General features: G+C 60.4%; 16 protein-coding genes. 7 read left to right on the top strand and 9 right to left on the bottom strand.

What is annotated here, in order from left to right; translation table 11 throughout:
* Window positions 1-72: 72 nt before the first annotated feature.
* From FBY01_RS10880 to FBY01_RS10870, 3 genes are read right to left on the bottom strand one after another with little or no spacing between them, the layout of a single operon-like run.
* Window positions 73-711, bottom strand: a complete 639-nt coding sequence (locus FBY01_RS10880) for a LysE family translocator (RefSeq protein WP_145307426.1) — start codon at window positions 709-711, stop codon at window positions 73-75.
* A 43-nt stretch (window positions 712-754) separates the two neighbouring features.
* Complete coding sequence (fos, locus tag FBY01_RS10875; RefSeq protein ID WP_145307428.1) at window positions 755-1192, bottom strand: fosfomycin resistance glutathione transferase; 438 nt, start codon at window positions 1190-1192, stop codon at window positions 755-757.
* A gap of 10 nt (window positions 1193-1202) precedes the next feature.
* On the bottom strand, window positions 1203-2144 hold the full coding sequence (locus tag FBY01_RS10870; RefSeq protein ID WP_049870737.1) for a LysR substrate-binding domain-containing protein: 942 nt from the start codon (window positions 2142-2144) through the stop codon (window positions 1203-1205).
* 77 nt (window positions 2145-2221) lie between these two features.
* On the opposite strand from FBY01_RS10870, the gene FBY01_RS10865 reads away from it, so the two are divergent.
* From FBY01_RS10865 to FBY01_RS10850, 3 genes are all read left to right on the top strand, one after another.
* Window positions 2222-2710, top strand: a complete 489-nt coding sequence (locus tag FBY01_RS10865; protein WP_145307430.1) for a DMT family transporter — start codon at window positions 2222-2224, stop codon at window positions 2708-2710.
* A gap of 351 nt (window positions 2711-3061) precedes the next feature.
* Complete coding sequence (locus FBY01_RS10855) at window positions 3062-4294, top strand: aminotransferase class I/II-fold pyridoxal phosphate-dependent enzyme (protein WP_077749591.1); 1233 nt, start codon at window positions 3062-3064, stop codon at window positions 4292-4294.
* A gap of 18 nt (window positions 4295-4312) precedes the next feature.
* Entirely contained in the window at window positions 4313-5479 is a 1167-nt protein-coding gene (locus tag FBY01_RS10850; RefSeq protein WP_145307435.1) for a multidrug effflux MFS transporter, read from the top strand.
* Here the strand turns inward: FBY01_RS10850 and yiaY are convergent.
* Window positions 5476-6624, bottom strand: coding sequence for an L-threonine dehydrogenase (yiaY, locus tag FBY01_RS10845; RefSeq protein ID WP_145307437.1), 1149 nt, complete (start codon window positions 6622-6624; stop codon window positions 5476-5478). The genes FBY01_RS10850 and yiaY overlap by 4 nt on opposite strands.
* A gap of 154 nt (window positions 6625-6778) precedes the next feature.
* Between yiaY and FBY01_RS10840 the strand changes: the two genes are divergently transcribed.
* Complete coding sequence (locus FBY01_RS10840; RefSeq protein WP_145307439.1) at window positions 6779-7798, top strand: DUF4917 family protein; 1020 nt, start codon at window positions 6779-6781, stop codon at window positions 7796-7798.
* Between the two features lie 150 nt (window positions 7799-7948).
* Here the strand turns inward: FBY01_RS10840 and FBY01_RS10835 are convergent, their stop codons facing one another.
* Window positions 7949-8491, bottom strand: a complete 543-nt coding sequence (locus FBY01_RS10835; RefSeq protein WP_077749587.1) for a helix-turn-helix domain-containing protein — start codon at window positions 8489-8491, stop codon at window positions 7949-7951.
* A 108-nt stretch (window positions 8492-8599) separates the two neighbouring features.
* On the opposite strand from FBY01_RS10835, the gene FBY01_RS10830 reads away from it, so the two are divergent.
* Together FBY01_RS10830 and FBY01_RS10825 are read left to right on the top strand one after the other, a co-directional pair.
* On the top strand, window positions 8600-9382 hold the full coding sequence (locus FBY01_RS10830; RefSeq protein WP_145307441.1) for an aldolase: 783 nt from the start codon (window positions 8600-8602) through the stop codon (window positions 9380-9382).
* Window positions 9383-9411: 29 nt separating this feature from the next.
* Window positions 9412-10299 carry a dihydrodipicolinate synthase family protein gene (locus tag FBY01_RS10825; RefSeq protein WP_145307443.1) on the top strand — a complete coding sequence of 296 codons (888 nt, stop codon included), beginning with the start codon at window positions 9412-9414 and terminating at the stop codon, window positions 10297-10299.
* 144 nt (window positions 10300-10443) lie between these two features.
* On the opposite strand, the gene FBY01_RS10820 is transcribed toward FBY01_RS10825, so the two are convergent.
* The 3 genes from FBY01_RS10820 to FBY01_RS10810 all read right to left on the bottom strand — a co-directional run bounded on the left by FBY01_RS10820 (window position 10444) and on the right by FBY01_RS10810 (window position 11864).
* Window positions 10444-10788, bottom strand: a complete 345-nt coding sequence (locus FBY01_RS10820; RefSeq protein ID WP_010462476.1) for a YegP family protein — start codon at window positions 10786-10788, stop codon at window positions 10444-10446.
* 174 nt (window positions 10789-10962) lie between these two features.
* Window positions 10963-11268 (bottom strand): ribbon-helix-helix domain-containing protein, encoded by a 306-nt coding sequence (locus tag FBY01_RS10815; protein WP_008025707.1) that lies wholly within the window; start codon window positions 11266-11268, stop codon window positions 10963-10965.
* Window positions 11269-11282: 14 nt separating this feature from the next.
* On the bottom strand, window positions 11283-11864 hold the full coding sequence (locus FBY01_RS10810; protein ID WP_102595575.1) for a DJ-1/PfpI family protein: 582 nt from the start codon (window positions 11862-11864) through the stop codon (window positions 11283-11285).
* A 264-nt stretch (window positions 11865-12128) separates the two neighbouring features.
* Here FBY01_RS10810 and FBY01_RS10805 point away from each other — a divergent pair, with 264 nt between their 5' ends.
* Window positions 12129-13019, top strand: coding sequence for a DMT family transporter (locus FBY01_RS10805; protein ID WP_077749584.1), 891 nt, complete (start codon window positions 12129-12131; stop codon window positions 13017-13019).
* 85 nt (window positions 13020-13104) lie between these two features.
* Here the strand turns inward: FBY01_RS10805 and FBY01_RS10800 are convergent, their stop codons facing one another.
* Window positions 13105-14319 (bottom strand): SAM-dependent methyltransferase, encoded by a 1215-nt coding sequence (locus FBY01_RS10800; RefSeq protein ID WP_077749583.1) that lies wholly within the window; start codon window positions 14317-14319, stop codon window positions 13105-13107.
* Window positions 14320-14354 lie beyond the last annotated feature (35 nt).

The following is a 14354-nucleotide window of genomic DNA, read 5'->3' as shown; positions in this document are numbered from 1 at the left end:
GTTTCCGGACAATGCAGCAATAAAAAGCCCCTCCATGACCCATCGGGCATTGACGCATCCGTGCGCTCAACCTCAAGCCTTGTTCGTCACCAGCCCCGGCAGTGCATGAGCGAGGGCGTTGATGGCGAAACCGATAAACATCACCCCACATAAACGGGTGATCGCCAGTTCATGGCGCTGATACAAGGTGCGAACTTGCCGTGCACCAACAATGCCAATGAGGATAGCGTAGGCCATGAGACCGCCGACGAAGCTCAGGAGAATCAACCAAGGCAACATTGACCAGTGCAGCAACTCCGCCCGGCTGGACAGCAGCGCAGTGAACGTCGCCACCGCCACGGGGTAGGCCTTGGGATTGGTGAGGCCAAACAGAATGCCGTGCCAAAAGGGCTGGCGAGCCGGGCCTTGAGGGGCATCGGCGCTGCTGCGCTTCGCCCGTATGGCGCGCAAACCGAGCCAAAACAGGTACAGCCCGCTGAGTACGCCCAGCACATCAAACGCCGTGCTGCCGATTTCACGGGCACCGACAATCGCGATCAATGCCGTGCTGCACCAGACCACGTCCCCCAACAAATGCCCACAGAGAAACCCCGCCCCCGCCCGTCGTCCGCGCGCGGCGCCAATCCCGAACACCGCCAATACGCCCGGCCCCGGTGTGATGCCATAAATGAAACCCGAGGCGAGAACAGCCATTAGCAGCGATGGGGTCATTAAAAGTCCCTTTAACTATTTGGTGAATGGGCGCAAGTCTATATCAGGTCCCGGGTATATCGACTGACTGATCGTCGAAGAACTTCATTCCCGCATACGGCCGCACGCGACAGGCGGCCAGCCGCGACGCCAGATCGCCAACGTGGGCTTCGTGCTTGTGGCCGTCCGGGTCGAGGAAATAGAAGGACGCGCCTTCGCTGTGGTTGTCGCGCCATTCTTGTACGCTGGCGGATCGCAGGCGTTCGACGAACACGGGAAAATCGATTGCGCTGATGGTGAAGGCGTAATGGGTGTAATCGGCGGCGGGTCCCGAGTTGCGCAGCGGATCAACGGACAGGCACAGCCACAAACCCGGCAGTGACAGATAGGCCCCGGTGTCCCAAGTGGCTTCGAGGCGCAGTTGCAGCAGGTCTTGATAGAACGCCACGCTGCGGTTCAGGTCGGTGACGGCGAGGGTCAGGTGGTTGAGGCCGGTGAGCAATTTGTCTACCTCAACGGTTATTTGATGGGCCGGTAGTCAGGTCGCTATGCACTATCCCCTCCCCAATCCGCCCATTCAACCAGTTCAACGCCTGATCCCCACCCCGCCGTGTGTGCCAGACCAACACAAACGTAAACGACGGAATATGAAACGGCGGCGCAACTACGACCAGCGAGCGCTCATCAATCTCGCGCAGCCCACGTGAAGCCACGGTAAGAATCAGGTCTGTGCCACTGATGAATTCCGGAGCGACGCTCCAGTGCGGCAGGCTGATCGCGACGCGACGGCGTTCACGTAACGCCGTCAGCGCCCGCTCGATTTCAGGCGTGCCGCTGCCGCGCATTTCCAGCAGGACGTGTGGCCGTGCGAGGTAGGTCGGCAGGTCGAGTACGCCATTGGCAGGCAGGCTGTTGCGGTCGACCAGGCAGGCGTAGTGCTCTTCGAAGAGTGGCGTGCTGCGCAGCTCGTTTGGCAGTTCAGGGAAGACACCTGCTGCCAGGTCGATGTCGCCATTAAGTACTGCGTCGAGCATGCCTTCGCGGCTGGCGTGGCTGATTTGCAGGTCGATGCCCGGCGCTTCCCGGCGCAACGTGCGAATCAGCCCTGGCAGGACGATGGCGGCGCCATAGTCGGACATTGCCAGACGAAACGTGCGCTTGGCCGTGGCTGGGTCGAAAGCGTTCGGGGCCAGCAGGGATTGCACCTGAGCGAGTGCTTCGGCCAAGGGTGCGATCAATTCCATGGCTCGCGGCGTGGGTACGAGCGTGGCACCCGCGCGCACCAGCAAAGGGTCTCCCAGCAAGTCGCGTAACCGCGCCAGGGCATGACTGACCGCCGGCTGACTCAGGTGTAAGCGCTGCGCCGCGCGCGTGACGTGCTGCTCGCTGAGCAAGGCGTCAAGGATCACCAGCAAGTTGAGGTCGATACGCCGAAGATCATTCATCTGGTGCATGTTCTGGATAGCAATTCGGAATTTAAATCTGCGCGGCGAATACTCTAGAGTCCAGCAAAACCTTCTGGAGAATGATCATGAGTACATTGCATTGGGCCGGGCTGTTGCTGCTGGCCGTGGTTGCCGGGGCGGTGGTGCCGTTTCAGAGCGCGATCAACGCCAACCTCACGCGTGGGTTGGGCCATCCGTTGTGGGCGACGCTTGCGTCGTTGCTGGTGAGTATCGTCGTGTTGTTGCCGATCATGTTGGCAATGCGCTTGCCGTTGCCGTCACTGGCGTTCATCAGCAAGGCGCCGTTGTGGATGTGGGCGGGGGGTGCGTTTGGGGTGTGTTTTATTTCGTTGGCGCTGATGCTGCTGCCCAAGCTGGGGGCGTCGGGGTTTATTGCGTTGGCGCTGGCGGGACAGGTGGTGGCTTCGCTGGTGCTGGATCACTTCGGGTGGTTTGGGTTAGTGGAGCGGCAGATGACGTTGCCGCGGGTGTTGGGGGCAGTCTTGTTGATCGCCGGGGTCGCGTTGATTCAGTTCAGTGCGGCGCCAGGGAAGGGGTTGGTGGCGGCGGGTTGAGCGGGGACTGTCAGGCCGCTTTCGCGAGCAGGCTCGCTCCCACCCGATCGGCGGCGTGGCGCGGATCGCTCCCGCAGGACATCAGTAATCATTGCCAGGGCGCCGGGGCGCAGGTTTTCGATCAGCACGACGGCGCTGGTCGCCAGTTGCTTGACCAACTCGATGACTTCAGTTCGGCTGAGTCGGCGGGATAGCCCGGTTTTGGCCCACAGCATCGCAGGGCGTCGCCCTACACATAAATCTCTTGTAACACTCAACCGAACAGGAAACGGCCGATTCAATGCCCCCGCCGCTCTCTGTAAAGTCTGGAAACACACGGACGATTTCATCACTCAAGGACAGACACCTCAAATGGACCCGACAACACACACTACAAACACTTTCACCAACTATAGAAAACTGATCTCGTTGGCGGACCACAGCTGGGACACTGCGGAAGCAGGGAAAGTCGCGGGATTGAACGTCGACATCAGAAGCAGCAACCGCATGGTTGACCAACATGGGCGCGCCTTTCATCACTTCTGCACCACCTCCTACCTGGGCCTGGATCACCATCCCGATTTGCTCGACGGTGCCATGACCACCTTGTGGGAAACCGGTACCTTGCGCGTCGCCAACTCGAAAAACCGCTGCAAACTGGCGATCCTGGAGCTGTACGAAACCGAGCTCTCGGCACTGTTCGGCGCCACGTGCCTAAGCACCTTATCGTGCAGCGCGGCGAGTGCCGGCATCCTGCCGCTGCTGGCCAGTGGCGTGTTTACCGAGAACCAGCCACCGGTGATGGTATTTGACCGGTTGGCACACTACTCGATGAATCACCTCAAAGCCGCCTGCGCCGACGAAACCAAGGTCGTGACCAGTCCGCACAACGACATGGACTTCCTCGAAACGCAATGCCAGCACCACAACAGGGTCGCGTATGTTGCCGACGGCGCGTACAGCATGGGCGGAGTCGCCGACATGGACGGTCTGTTGTACTTGAGGGATCGCTATGGCCTTTTTCTCTATCTCGACGACTCCCACGCACTGTCCGCCGTTGGCACTTGCGGGGCCGGTCTGGTACGCCCAAGGTTGCAGGCTCTGGACGATGACGCCTTGATCGTCGCCTCATTGGCCAAGTCATTTGGCGCCAGCGGCGGGCTGGTGATGCTGGGCAATGAACGGCAGAAAAAGCTGATTCAACGTTATGGCGGCCCCAGCAATTGGTCGCAAAGTCTGAACAGCGCGGCCATCGGTGCGGGAAGGGCCTCCATCCAGTTGCATCGCACGCCGGCATTCGTCGCGCTACAGGAAAAACTTCAGGCTAATATCCGGCTCTTTGACAGCCTGATACGAACCGCACAACAGGGCAGTAACATGGCCATCCGCTTGATCCACTGCGGTGAAGCAACGCTGGCCAACCGTATTGCCATCGAATTGGCCAATCTCGGTTTCTTTACCTCCACAGTCTTTTTCCCCGTGGTCGAACAAGGCAAGGCTGCGATCAGAATCACCTTGCGCGCCGACATGGAGCCGATGCTGATACGCCATTTCTGTGAACTCGTCACCGAGCTATTACCCGCACACACCGGGGACCTCAGCTAGAAACCCAAGGAAGACCCCATGAAGAGCAGCACCACCCTCCTCGTCACCTGCAGCACGGTGTTTCTCGCCCAACTGGGCATGAGCATTTACCTGCCGGCGTTGCCGGACATTGCCCGGGGTCTGTCAGCCGACGCCTCGCAGGTGTCCTGGGGGTTGGCCGTGTACCTGATCGGCATGGCGCTGCCGATGTTGTTCTGGGGCAGTCTGGGGCAGCGCATTGGCCGAAAGCCGGTGTTGCTCGCCGCACTCGGTATCTACGGGCTGGGTAACCTTGCCCTGCCCTTGAGCCAGTCGCTTGAAACGTTCCTGTTCTGGCGTCTGGTCCAGGGGATGGGTGCCAGCGGGATTTCGGTCATGGCGCGGGTATTGATCCGCGACAGTTTCCGCGGTGACCTGCTGGCCAAGGCGCTGTCCTGGCTCTCGATTTCGTTTGTAGTGGCGCTGGGGATCGGCCAGTACCTGGGGTCGATCATTCAGGTGGCGCTGGGCTGGCCGGCGATTTTTTATCTGTTGGGTGGCGCGAGTCTGTTGATGGCGATGGCGGTGGCGCGGGTCACGTTCCCGCTGCTGAACGAGGAGCCTGTCCAGTCGTCCGCCTGGCCGAGTTACTGGCGCATTTTGCGTGATCGCGCCTTCCTGCTGCCGGCACTCGCCGGCGGCCTCGGTTATGGGGTGATCATTGCGTTCAACACCGCAGCGCCGCTGATTCTGCAAGGTCCCTTCAACTGGTCGGCCGTGGAATACGGGCTGTTGGGCTGGCCGATCAGCGCGGCGTATTTCCTGGGGGCTTTGGGGGTCAATGCCTTTGTGCTTCGCACCGGTCAACGCTGGCTGATGACGGCGGGCGTGGGCCTGGTATTGGGCGGTAGCGCGGTGATGTTGCTGGGGAGCATCGCGGGCACTTCCGTTGCGCTGCTGCTCTGGTTGCCATACTGCTTTGCCGTGTTCGGGCAGTCTTTGAACTACCCGATCAGCCTGTCCCTGGCCAACGACGGCTCGCCGGTCGGCGGGGCTTATGCGATGGCGTTGAGTGGTTTCATCCACCAGCTGATGGCCGCCATCATCGGCGCGATTGCCAGTCTGATCGCGAGCCAGCAAGCATGGCCACTGTCCCTGTTTTGCACCTTGCTGGCCTTGGGCGCGATGGTGTGCGTGAGGCTCGCGCCCGGCCGGCAAACCGACTAGAACGCGCTGCGGAAAATCTCCTCGATCTGGCGCTGATCCGCCGCCCGTGGATTAGTCAGGCCGCACGCGTCTTTCAGCGCGTTGGTCGCGAGCGTCGGGATGTCGTTGAGCTTGGCGCCGAGTTCACGCAAACCGGCGGGAATCTCGATGTCGCTGGACAGGCTGCGGATCGCCGTGATGGCCGCTTGAGCACCCTCTTCCGGGCTTAAGCCACGGATATCGGCGCCCATCGTGTGGGCCACATCGGTCAGGCGCGGGGCGCAGACCTGCGCATTGAAACTCTGCACGTGGGGCAGCAGCACCGCGTTGCATACGCCATGCGGCAAGTCATAGAACCCGCCCAACTGGTGAGCCATGGCGTGGACAAATCCCAGGGAGGCATTATTGAACGCCATGCCGGCGAGAAACTGTGCGTAAGCCATGTTTTCCCGTGCCGCCATGTCGCTGCCATTGCGCACGGCCAGACGCAGGTTGCTGCTGATCAAGGTGATGGCTTTCAGTGCGCAGGCATCGGTAATCGGATTGGCGGCGGTGGACACGTAGGCTTCAATGGCATGAGTCAGCGCGTCCATGCCCGTGGCGGCGGTCAATCCCTTGGGCATGGCGACCATCAGCGCCGGGTCGTTGACCGACAGCAACGGCGTGACGTTGCGGTCGACGATGGCCATTTTCACGTGGCGCGATTCGTCGGTGATGATGCAAAAACGGGTCATTTCGCTGGCCGTGCCGGCGGTGGTATTGATCGCGATCAGCGGCAATTGCGGCTGGGTCGATCGGTCGACGCCTTCGTAGTCGCGGATCTCCCCGCCGTTGGTCGCACACAACGCGATGCCCTTGGCGCAGTCATGGGGCGAACCGCCGCCGAGCGACACCACAAAATCACAGCGACTTTCCTTGAGCAGGCCCAGGCCGCGCTCGACGTTTGCCATGCTCGGATTCGGTTTGGCGCCGTCGAAAATCACCGAGTCGATGTCCTGCATTGCCAGTTTTTCAGCAATCATCTTCGCCACACCGGCCTTGGCCAGCCCGGCGTCGGTGACGATCAGCGCCTTGCGAAAGCCGTATTTGCCAATGGCAACCATGGCTTCGTCCAGGCAGTCATTGCCCATGATGTTAACGGCGGGAATGAAAAACGTGCTGCTCATGAGCGATTCTCCTGGCTAAACCGATCGGTAGTGCCGATCCGGCGGGTGCGCACAGGATCGACGCTTCGGGCAGGCAGTAACTTGATCTGGCTCAAGTCCCGGTCGTGATAAAGTCGCCGCCCATCAGACCTTTTGCTTTGAGACTTTGACCGCAATGACCGATTTCCAGGATGTTGATGCCCAACTTGAAGACTGGAACGCCTTGCGCGCCACCGCCTCGTTCAGCGGTTTGCTGGTCGGCAACGGCGCCAGCCGTGCGGTGTGGGACGACTTCGGCTACGACTCGCTGTTCGAAAATGCCCGCACCGTCGAAGAAAAACCCCTGAGCCAGTCCGAGCTGAGCGTGTTCGACGCCATGCAGACCCGCAGTTTCGAACAGGTGCTGAGCGCGCTGAAAATCACCAGCCGGGTCAACAAGGCCCTGGCCGTCAGCTCCGCTGCGCCGCGTAATCGTTACTACGCGATCAAGGAAGCGCTGATCAACACAGTCCACGCGGTGCACATCCCGTGGCGGCTTGTGGTGCCCTCGACCCTGGCGACAATCAGTCAGGAACTGGGACGCTATCGAACGGTGTTCACCACCAATTACGACTTGCTCAACTATTGGGCGATCCAGCATCAGCCGGATGCCATCACCGATCTGTTCCAGGGCGCCGAACCGGGTTTTGATTTGAGCGCCACGGCGACCGATAAAACCCGTTTGTTGTACCTGCACGGTGGCCTGCACCTGGTGCGCAATCAGGACGGCACGGCGCGCAAGCTGATGTCGACGGAGGGCACATTGCTGGGCAGTTTCGCCATCAACAACACCATCAAGACGCTGGACGATGTGCCGCTGTTCGTCAACGAAGGGCCGGCGCAGGACAAGCTCAAGACCATTCGCAGCTCGGATTATCTGTCGTTTTGCTATGACCAGTTGCTGAGCCATGGAGAGGGGTTATGCCTGTTCGGGCATGCCTTGGGCGAGCAGGACAGCCACATCATCCGTGCGTTGCGCCAGGCGAAACCCAAGGTAGTGGCAATCTCGATTTACCCGCGCAGCAAGGCGTTTATCCAGCATCAGAAGCGGCATTACACGAAGGTGTTTGAGGGAACGGGGTCAGAACTGCGGTTTTTTGATTCGAAGACCCATGCGCTCGGCAGCCCGAAGCTCACAGTTCCCGTCGAGGTCTGAAGCGAACACCGAACCTGTGGCGAGGGAGCTTGCTCCCGCTGGGCTGCGAAGCGGCCCCTGCATTCTTTCAGAGAAAACGCATTGTCAGGTTTTACGACTGCTTCGCAGCCGAGCGGGAGCAAGCTCCCTCGCCACAACAGCACCGCAACTTCATTCCTCAGCGCTATGTACCACCACCAGCAACTGCGCCTGAGCCTCCCCCACTGAGCGAATCCGGTGCGGTTTCTGCGCATTGAAGTGCAGCGCATCCCCGCGATTGAGCAGCACGCGCTCGTTCATGAAGTCCACTTCCACCTGCCCTTCGTGGACGAACAGAAACTCTTCCCCCACGTGTTCCTTGAAGGTTTTGTCCGCGAATTCTGTCGGCGGATAAATCATGAACGGCAGCAGGCTGCGCTCGCTGACCTGGTGGGCCAGCACCGCGTAGCCGGGGCTTTCATCGTTGGCCGCCAGGGACTGGCGCTCGTCGCTGCGCACCAGGCTGTAGCTGTCGAGGCTGATGTTGTCTTCGGAGAACAACTCCTCGACCTTCACGTTCAGCGCCTTGGCCAGTTTCAGGGCAGCCGCGATCGACGGCGTATTCAGCCCGCGCTCGACTTTCGACAGATAGCTCTTGGTCATGCCGGATTTTTCGGCCAAGGCCTCCAGCGTCACGCCAAGTTTTTTTCTCAGTAATTTCAAACGGATAGACATGAAGAACGATTAATCCATCAAAGAGGCGACGATTTGCCCTTGCCTATGACACAAAGTGTCATATAGCCTCTGCTGTGTCATTTGCATGAACCACCCAAGGACACCGAGATGGCCAAGACCTTAGCATTACCCAAAGAGCAATTGGTCAAGCAAGCGTTGACCCAGATGCAAAACACCCTGGCGGATAATACGTGGACCGACCGGCAAAAGCTGGCCCTGACCTGCCGGATTCTATTTGAAAATGGTCACGACTCCGGCCTGGCCGGTCAAATCACCGCCCGTGGCCCTCAGCCTGGCACCTATTACACTCAACAACTGGGCCTGGGTTTCGACGAGATCACCGCGAGCAATCTGCTGCTGGTCAACGAAGACCTGGAAGTGCTCGAAGGCCACGGCATGCCCAACCCGGCCAACCGTTTCCACAGTTGGGTGTACCGCGCCCGGCCCGACGTGAACTGCATCATTCACACGCACCCGACCCACGTCGCGGCGCTGTCGATGCTCGAAGTACCGCTGCAGATTTCCCACATGGACCTCTGCCCGCTGTACGACGATTGCGCGTTTCTCGAAGGCTGGCCGGGCGTACCGGTGGGCAACGAAGAAGGTGATTTGATCGCCGGCGCACTGGGCGACAAACGGGCCATCCTGCTGTCGCACCACGGCCAGTTATCCACCGGCACGACCATCGAAGAAGCCTGTGTCATTGCTCAGCTGATCGAGCGTGCCGCAAAGCTGCAACTGCTGGCGATGAGTGCCGGGACCATCAAACCGATCCTGCGGGACCTGGGCCGCGAAGCCCATGACTGGATCTCGAAACCCAAGCGCCACGGCGCCGCGTTCAACTACTACGCCCGGCAGCACCTGCGTCAACACGCCGATTGCCTGAACTGAACCCACCCATTTCCTGAAGGAGACACAACATGTCGACCCCCACCATTCACGGCATCATCGGCTACACCATCACCCCGTTCACCGCCAATGGCGAAGGCGTCGATCTCGACGCACTCGGGCGTTCCATCGACCGCTTGATCGACGGCGGCGTCCACGCCATCGCGCCACTGGGCAGCACCGGCGAAGGCGCTTACCTGAGCGACGCGGAGTGGGATCAGGTCAGCGAATTCAGCATCAAGCATGTGGCCAGGCGCGTGCCGACCATCGTCAGTGTGTCCGACCTGACCACCGCCAAAGCCGTGCGCCGCGCCCGTTTCGCCGAAGCCCATGGCGCCGATGTGGTGATGGTGCTGCCGACGTCCTACTGGAAACTCAGCGAAGCGGAAATCCTCGCCCACTACCGCGCCATCGGCGACAGCATCGGCGTCCCGATCATGCTCTATAACAACCCGGCCACCAGCGGCACCGACATGTCGGTGGACCTGATCCTGCGGATCGTCAACGCCGTGGAGAACGTGACCATGGTCAAGGAGAGCACCGGCGACATCCAGCGCATGCACAAGCTGCAACTGCTCGGCGAAGGCCGGGTGCCGTTCTACAACGGCTGCAACCCGCTGACGCTGGAAGCGTTTGCGGCGGGTGCGAAAGGTTGGTGCACAGCGGCGCCGAACCTGATTCCGCAGCTCAATCTGGATCTGTATGACGCGGTGCTGGCGAACGACCTGGGCAAGGCGCGTGAACTGTTCTATCGCCAGTTGCCGCTGCTGGACTTCATCCTCAAGGGTGGCTTGCCGGCGACGATCAAGGCGGGGCTGCGTGCGACCGGGCTGGAAGTGGGCGATCCGCGGTTGCCGGTGTTTCCACTCGGCGAGGCCGGGATCAGCCAGTTGCAAGACTTGCTGAAAGCCTTGCGCTGATCTAAAGCCGCACACAAAACCCATGTGGGAGTGAGCCTGTTCGCGATGGCGGACTGACATTCAACATCTTCGTCGAATGTTAAGCCGCTATCGCGAGCAGGCTCGCGCCTACAAGGGGAATTGTGTTGGTCCTGAAGGGAGCGATCAAAGCACCGGCAAGGTCTTGTCCTTGATCACGGTGGTCGGCCCATTGGCCTTGACGCTGGCGATGCCTTTATCCATCGCGCCAGCGGAAGAGTAGGTCTCGCTGCTGCCGATGATCTCGTGGTTACCGGCCTTGAGATTGAAGTAAGGATGGCCATCCTTGGTGGTTTTCTTTTCGTAGCGCTCATCCAGCGGGCTGTTCTTCTGCACCGAAGCAATGCCGTTGTCGGCAGCACCGCGAGTGGTGTACAGCTCGCTGGTCAGAATGGTTTCGGCGTTGGCGGCCTTCAGTACAAACTTGAACTGACCGTTGCTGCTTTTGCTCACTTCGTACCATCCGGACATGCTCTTTCTCCTTGGCGATTGAGTGGTCTCGCGCTTCAGAGTAAAGACCAGCCCGGGACATCTGTCGCCTGTAACACCGCCATCGCGAGCAGGCTCGCTTCCACATTGGAATGCGTTCCCCCGTGGGAGCGAGCCTGCTCGCGATGGGGCCGGTAAGGCCGGCGCAAAACCAACCTATTTCACCACCGCCCGCACCACCGACAACTCCGGCGCCTGTACCCGTCGCTGACTCAGATACCGCGTACAACTCACCCGCAAGAACGAGGCGAAATTCACCACTTCGCCGCGGTAGTCCATCACCTCTTCATACAGCTTGGCGATCAACTGGTTGGTGGTCATGCCGTCGACCTCGGCGATTTCGCTGAGGATGTCCCAGAACTGATTCTCCAGGCGCAGGGTGGTGACCACCCCGCAGATGCGCAGCGAGCGGGAGCGCGATTCGTAGAGAATCGGATCAGCTTTGACGTACAGCTCGCACATGGAAAAGCCCCTCGTTACAGCGTGATTTTGGTGCCCAGCAACCCAAGGAAACCGGCGAGCCAGCTCGGGTGCGCCGGCCAGGCGGGCGCAGTGGCCAGATTGCCTTGTACGTGGCCTTCCGTCACCGGAATATCGATGAACGTACCGCCCGCCAGACGCACTTCCGGCGCGCAGGCCGGGTAAGCGCTGCACTCGCGACCTTCGAGAACTCCAGCTGCCGCGAGCAGTTGCGCACCGTGACACACGGCAGCGATCGGTTTGCCGGCCTTGTCGAATGCGCGCACCAGCTCCAGGACTTTTTCGTTCAGGCGCAGGTATTCCGGCGCACGACCGCCGGGGATCAGCAGCGCGTCGTAGTCGGACTCAGCGACTTTGGCGAAATCGAAGTTCAGGGCAAACAAGTGACCGGGTTTTTCGCTGTAGGTCTGGTCGCCTTCGAAGTCGTGAATCGCGGTGCGCACAGTCTGGCCGTCGGATTTGTCCGGGCAAACGGCGTGCACCGTGTGGCCGACCATCAGCAGCGCCTGGAAAGGCACCATCACTTCGTAGTCTTCGACGTAATCGCCGACAAGCATCAGAATTTTCTTGGCAGCCATGGGGAGGACTCCTCTGGGAAATGCATAGGAGTATTCAAGGTAGTCCTTATCCAGCGGGTCGGGTAATAACCAGCTACTACCTGAAAACCGCGTTATCGTTCTTCGCGGGCAAGCCTCGCTCCTACAAAGGCACCACCATACCTGTAGCGCGAAGGTGCCCTTCAACTGTACGGATAACTCTGCGCCTAGCTGTAACAGCGCGATCCCCGTGGTTTATGGCTAGATGAAGTCTCTTCCCGCCACCTAACATTCTGGTCCCCCATCATGTCCTCGCGCGAAAACACCGGCATGGCCCTCGGCCTGCTCGGCGTTGTGATCTTCAGCCTCACCTTGCCCTTCACGCGGATCGTCGTGCAGGAACTTCATCCGCTGCTCAACGGCCTGGGCCGGGCGCTGTTTGCGGCGGTGCCGGCGGCGATGTTGTTGCTGTGGCGCCGGGAAAAATGGCCGACCTGGAAACAGGTCAAAGGCCTGACACTGGTGATCGCAGGCGTGATCCTCGGTTTTCCGGTGTTGTCGGCCTGGGCCATGCAAACCTTGCCGGCCTCCCACGGCGCGCTGGTCAACGGTTTGCAGCCGCTGTGCGTCGCGCTGTACGCCGCGTGGTTGTCCCACGAACGACCGTCGAAAGCCTTCTGGGCCTGCGCGGCGTTGGGCAGTGCGCTGGTGTTGGGTTATGCGCTGATCAGCGGGGCCGGCAGTATTCAGGCCGGTGATTTGCTGATGCTCGGGGCGATTGCCGTGGGCGGCCTGGGTTATGCCGAGGGCGGCCGGTTGGCCAAGGAGATGGGCGGCTGGCAGGTGATCTGCTGGGCGCTGGTGTTATCGACGCCGCTGCTGATCGGACCGGTGGTCTATTTGGCGCTGCAACACCAGGGCGAAATTTCCGCCAAGACCTGGTGGGCGTTTGGTTATGTTTCGCTGTTCTCGCAGTTCATCGGGTTCTTTGCCTGGTACGCCGGGTTGGCGATGGGCGGAATTGCCCGGGTCAGTCAGATCCAGCTGTTGCAGATCTTCTTCACCATCGCGTTTTCGGCGCTGTTCTTTGGTGAACATATCGAGCCGATCACCTGGCTGTTTGCCGCCGGAGTGATCGTGACGGTGATGCTCGGACGCAAGACCGCCATCAAACCCGCCCGCATTGCCACCACGTGACCCGTAGGAGCCAGGCTTGCCGGCGAAGGCGTCGGCACTATCGCCTTCACCGGCAAGCCTGGCTCCTACAGGGTCATGCGGTGTTTTAGAGGTAGCCGTCGGCGCGCAGCAAGGTTTCCAGGCAATGTTCGCTGATGTGGTAGAAATCCTTCAGCTCCTGGATCTTCACCAACAGCTGGGCCGGGTCGACCGGCTCGGCGCGTTTGACCGCCAGGATCATCTTGTTCTTGTTGGTGTGGTCCAGTGAGATGAACTCGAACACCTTGGTTTCATAACCACAGGCTTCCAGGAACAGCGCTCGCAGGCTGTCGGTGACCATTTCCGCTTGCTGGCCCAGGTGCAGACCGTATTGCAGCATCGGCTTGAGCAGCGCCGGGCTCTGGATTTGCAGGCGGATCTGTTTGTGGCAGCAAGGCGAGCACATGATGATCGAGGCGCCGGAGCGGATGCCTGTGTGAATCGCGTAGTCGGTGGCGATGTCGCAGGCGTGCAGCGCGATCATCACGTCCAGCTCGCTCGGCGCGACGCTTCGCACGTCACCGCACTTGAACACCAGCCCCGGATGCTCAAGCTTGGCGGCGGCGGCATTGCACAGGTTGACCATTTCTTCGCGCAACTCGACGCCGGTCACCACGGCTTCGGCCTTCAAGGTGTTGCGCAGATAGTCGTGGATCGCAAACGTCAGATAACCCTTGCCCGAGCCGAAATCCGCCACCTGCACCGGCTTGTCCAGGGCCAGGGGCGAGGTGGTCAGCGCATGGCTGAAGACTTCGATGAACTTGTTGATCTGCTTCCACTTGCGCGACATCGCCGGGATCAGCTCGTGCTTGCTGTTTGTCACGCCCAGGTCGGCGAGGAACGGCCGGTTCAGGTCGAGGAAACGGTTCTTCTCGCGGTTATGCTCGGCGGACGGCACTTCACGCAATTGCTGAGGTTTGCTCTTGAACAGCGAAGACTTGCCCTTTTTGCTGTATTCGAGCTGGGCTTCGTCCGTCAACGACAGTAAATGCGCATTTTTGAACGAGGCCGGCAACAGCGCGCCGATGGTCGCGACGCCCTCGGCAAGCGGCAGGTTCTTGGTGATGTCGCGGGTCTTGTAGCGGTAGACGAAGGACAGGCAGGGCTGATCCTTGACCGTCAGTTGCTTGATGATCAGCCGCTGCAAATCGGCTTCGGTGCCGACGTACTTGGCCAGGACCAGTTTGATGAAGGCATTCTGGTCGAGGCTGGTTTGCAACAGGTCGATGAACTGAGCGTGGTGATCCGGCGCGAGGCTGGCGGGAGTGGCGGTGACAGACATGGAAAAAACGGCCTCGGGCGGAGCGGATCGGGAAT

Origin of the sequence: Pseudomonas sp. SJZ077 (genome assembly GCF_007993905.1) — a bacterium.
Classification (GTDB): Bacteria; Pseudomonadota; Gammaproteobacteria; order Pseudomonadales; family Pseudomonadaceae; genus Aquipseudomonas; species Aquipseudomonas mandelii.
Note: the sequence above shows the minus strand (reverse complement) of the source record. Positions and strands in the feature narration are given on the sequence as shown.

What these genes read in the sequence shown, in the direction of transcription:
- FBY01_RS10880 (WP_145307426.1), bottom strand. Translation starts at nt 711, where the DNA reads ATGACCCCATCGCTGCTAATGGCTGTTCTCGCCTCGGGTTTCATTTAT.
- FBY01_RS10870 (WP_049870737.1), bottom strand. Translation starts at nt 2,144, where the DNA reads ATGCACCAGATGAATGATCTTCGGCGTATCGACCTCAACTTGCTGGTG.
- FBY01_RS10865 (WP_145307430.1), top strand. Translation starts at nt 2,222, where the DNA reads ATGAGTACATTGCATTGGGCCGGGCTGTTGCTGCTGGCCGTGGTTGCC.
- FBY01_RS10855 (WP_077749591.1), top strand. Translation starts at nt 3,062, where the DNA reads ATGGACCCGACAACACACACTACAAACACTTTCACCAACTATAGAAAA.
- FBY01_RS10850 (WP_145307435.1), top strand. Translation starts at nt 4,313, where the DNA reads ATGAAGAGCAGCACCACCCTCCTCGTCACCTGCAGCACGGTGTTTCTC.
- yiaY (WP_145307437.1), bottom strand. Translation starts at nt 6,624, where the DNA reads ATGAGCAGCACGTTTTTCATTCCCGCCGTTAACATCATGGGCAATGAC.
- FBY01_RS10840 (WP_145307439.1), top strand. Translation starts at nt 6,779, where the DNA reads ATGACCGATTTCCAGGATGTTGATGCCCAACTTGAAGACTGGAACGCC.
- FBY01_RS10835 (WP_077749587.1), bottom strand. Translation starts at nt 8,491, where the DNA reads ATGTCTATCCGTTTGAAATTACTGAGAAAAAAACTTGGCGTGACGCTG.
- FBY01_RS10830 (WP_145307441.1), top strand. Translation starts at nt 8,600, where the DNA reads ATGGCCAAGACCTTAGCATTACCCAAAGAGCAATTGGTCAAGCAAGCG.
- FBY01_RS10825 (WP_145307443.1), top strand. Translation starts at nt 9,412, where the DNA reads ATGTCGACCCCCACCATTCACGGCATCATCGGCTACACCATCACCCCG.
- FBY01_RS10820 (WP_010462476.1), bottom strand. Translation starts at nt 10,788, where the DNA reads ATGTCCGGATGGTACGAAGTGAGCAAAAGCAGCAACGGTCAGTTCAAG.
- FBY01_RS10815 (WP_008025707.1), bottom strand. Translation starts at nt 11,268, where the DNA reads ATGTGCGAGCTGTACGTCAAAGCTGATCCGATTCTCTACGAATCGCGC.
- FBY01_RS10810 (WP_102595575.1), bottom strand. Translation starts at nt 11,864, where the DNA reads ATGGCTGCCAAGAAAATTCTGATGCTTGTCGGCGATTACGTCGAAGAC.
- FBY01_RS10805 (WP_077749584.1), top strand. Translation starts at nt 12,129, where the DNA reads ATGTCCTCGCGCGAAAACACCGGCATGGCCCTCGGCCTGCTCGGCGTT.
- FBY01_RS10800 (WP_077749583.1), bottom strand. Translation starts at nt 14,319, where the DNA reads ATGTCTGTCACCGCCACTCCCGCCAGCCTCGCGCCGGATCACCACGCT.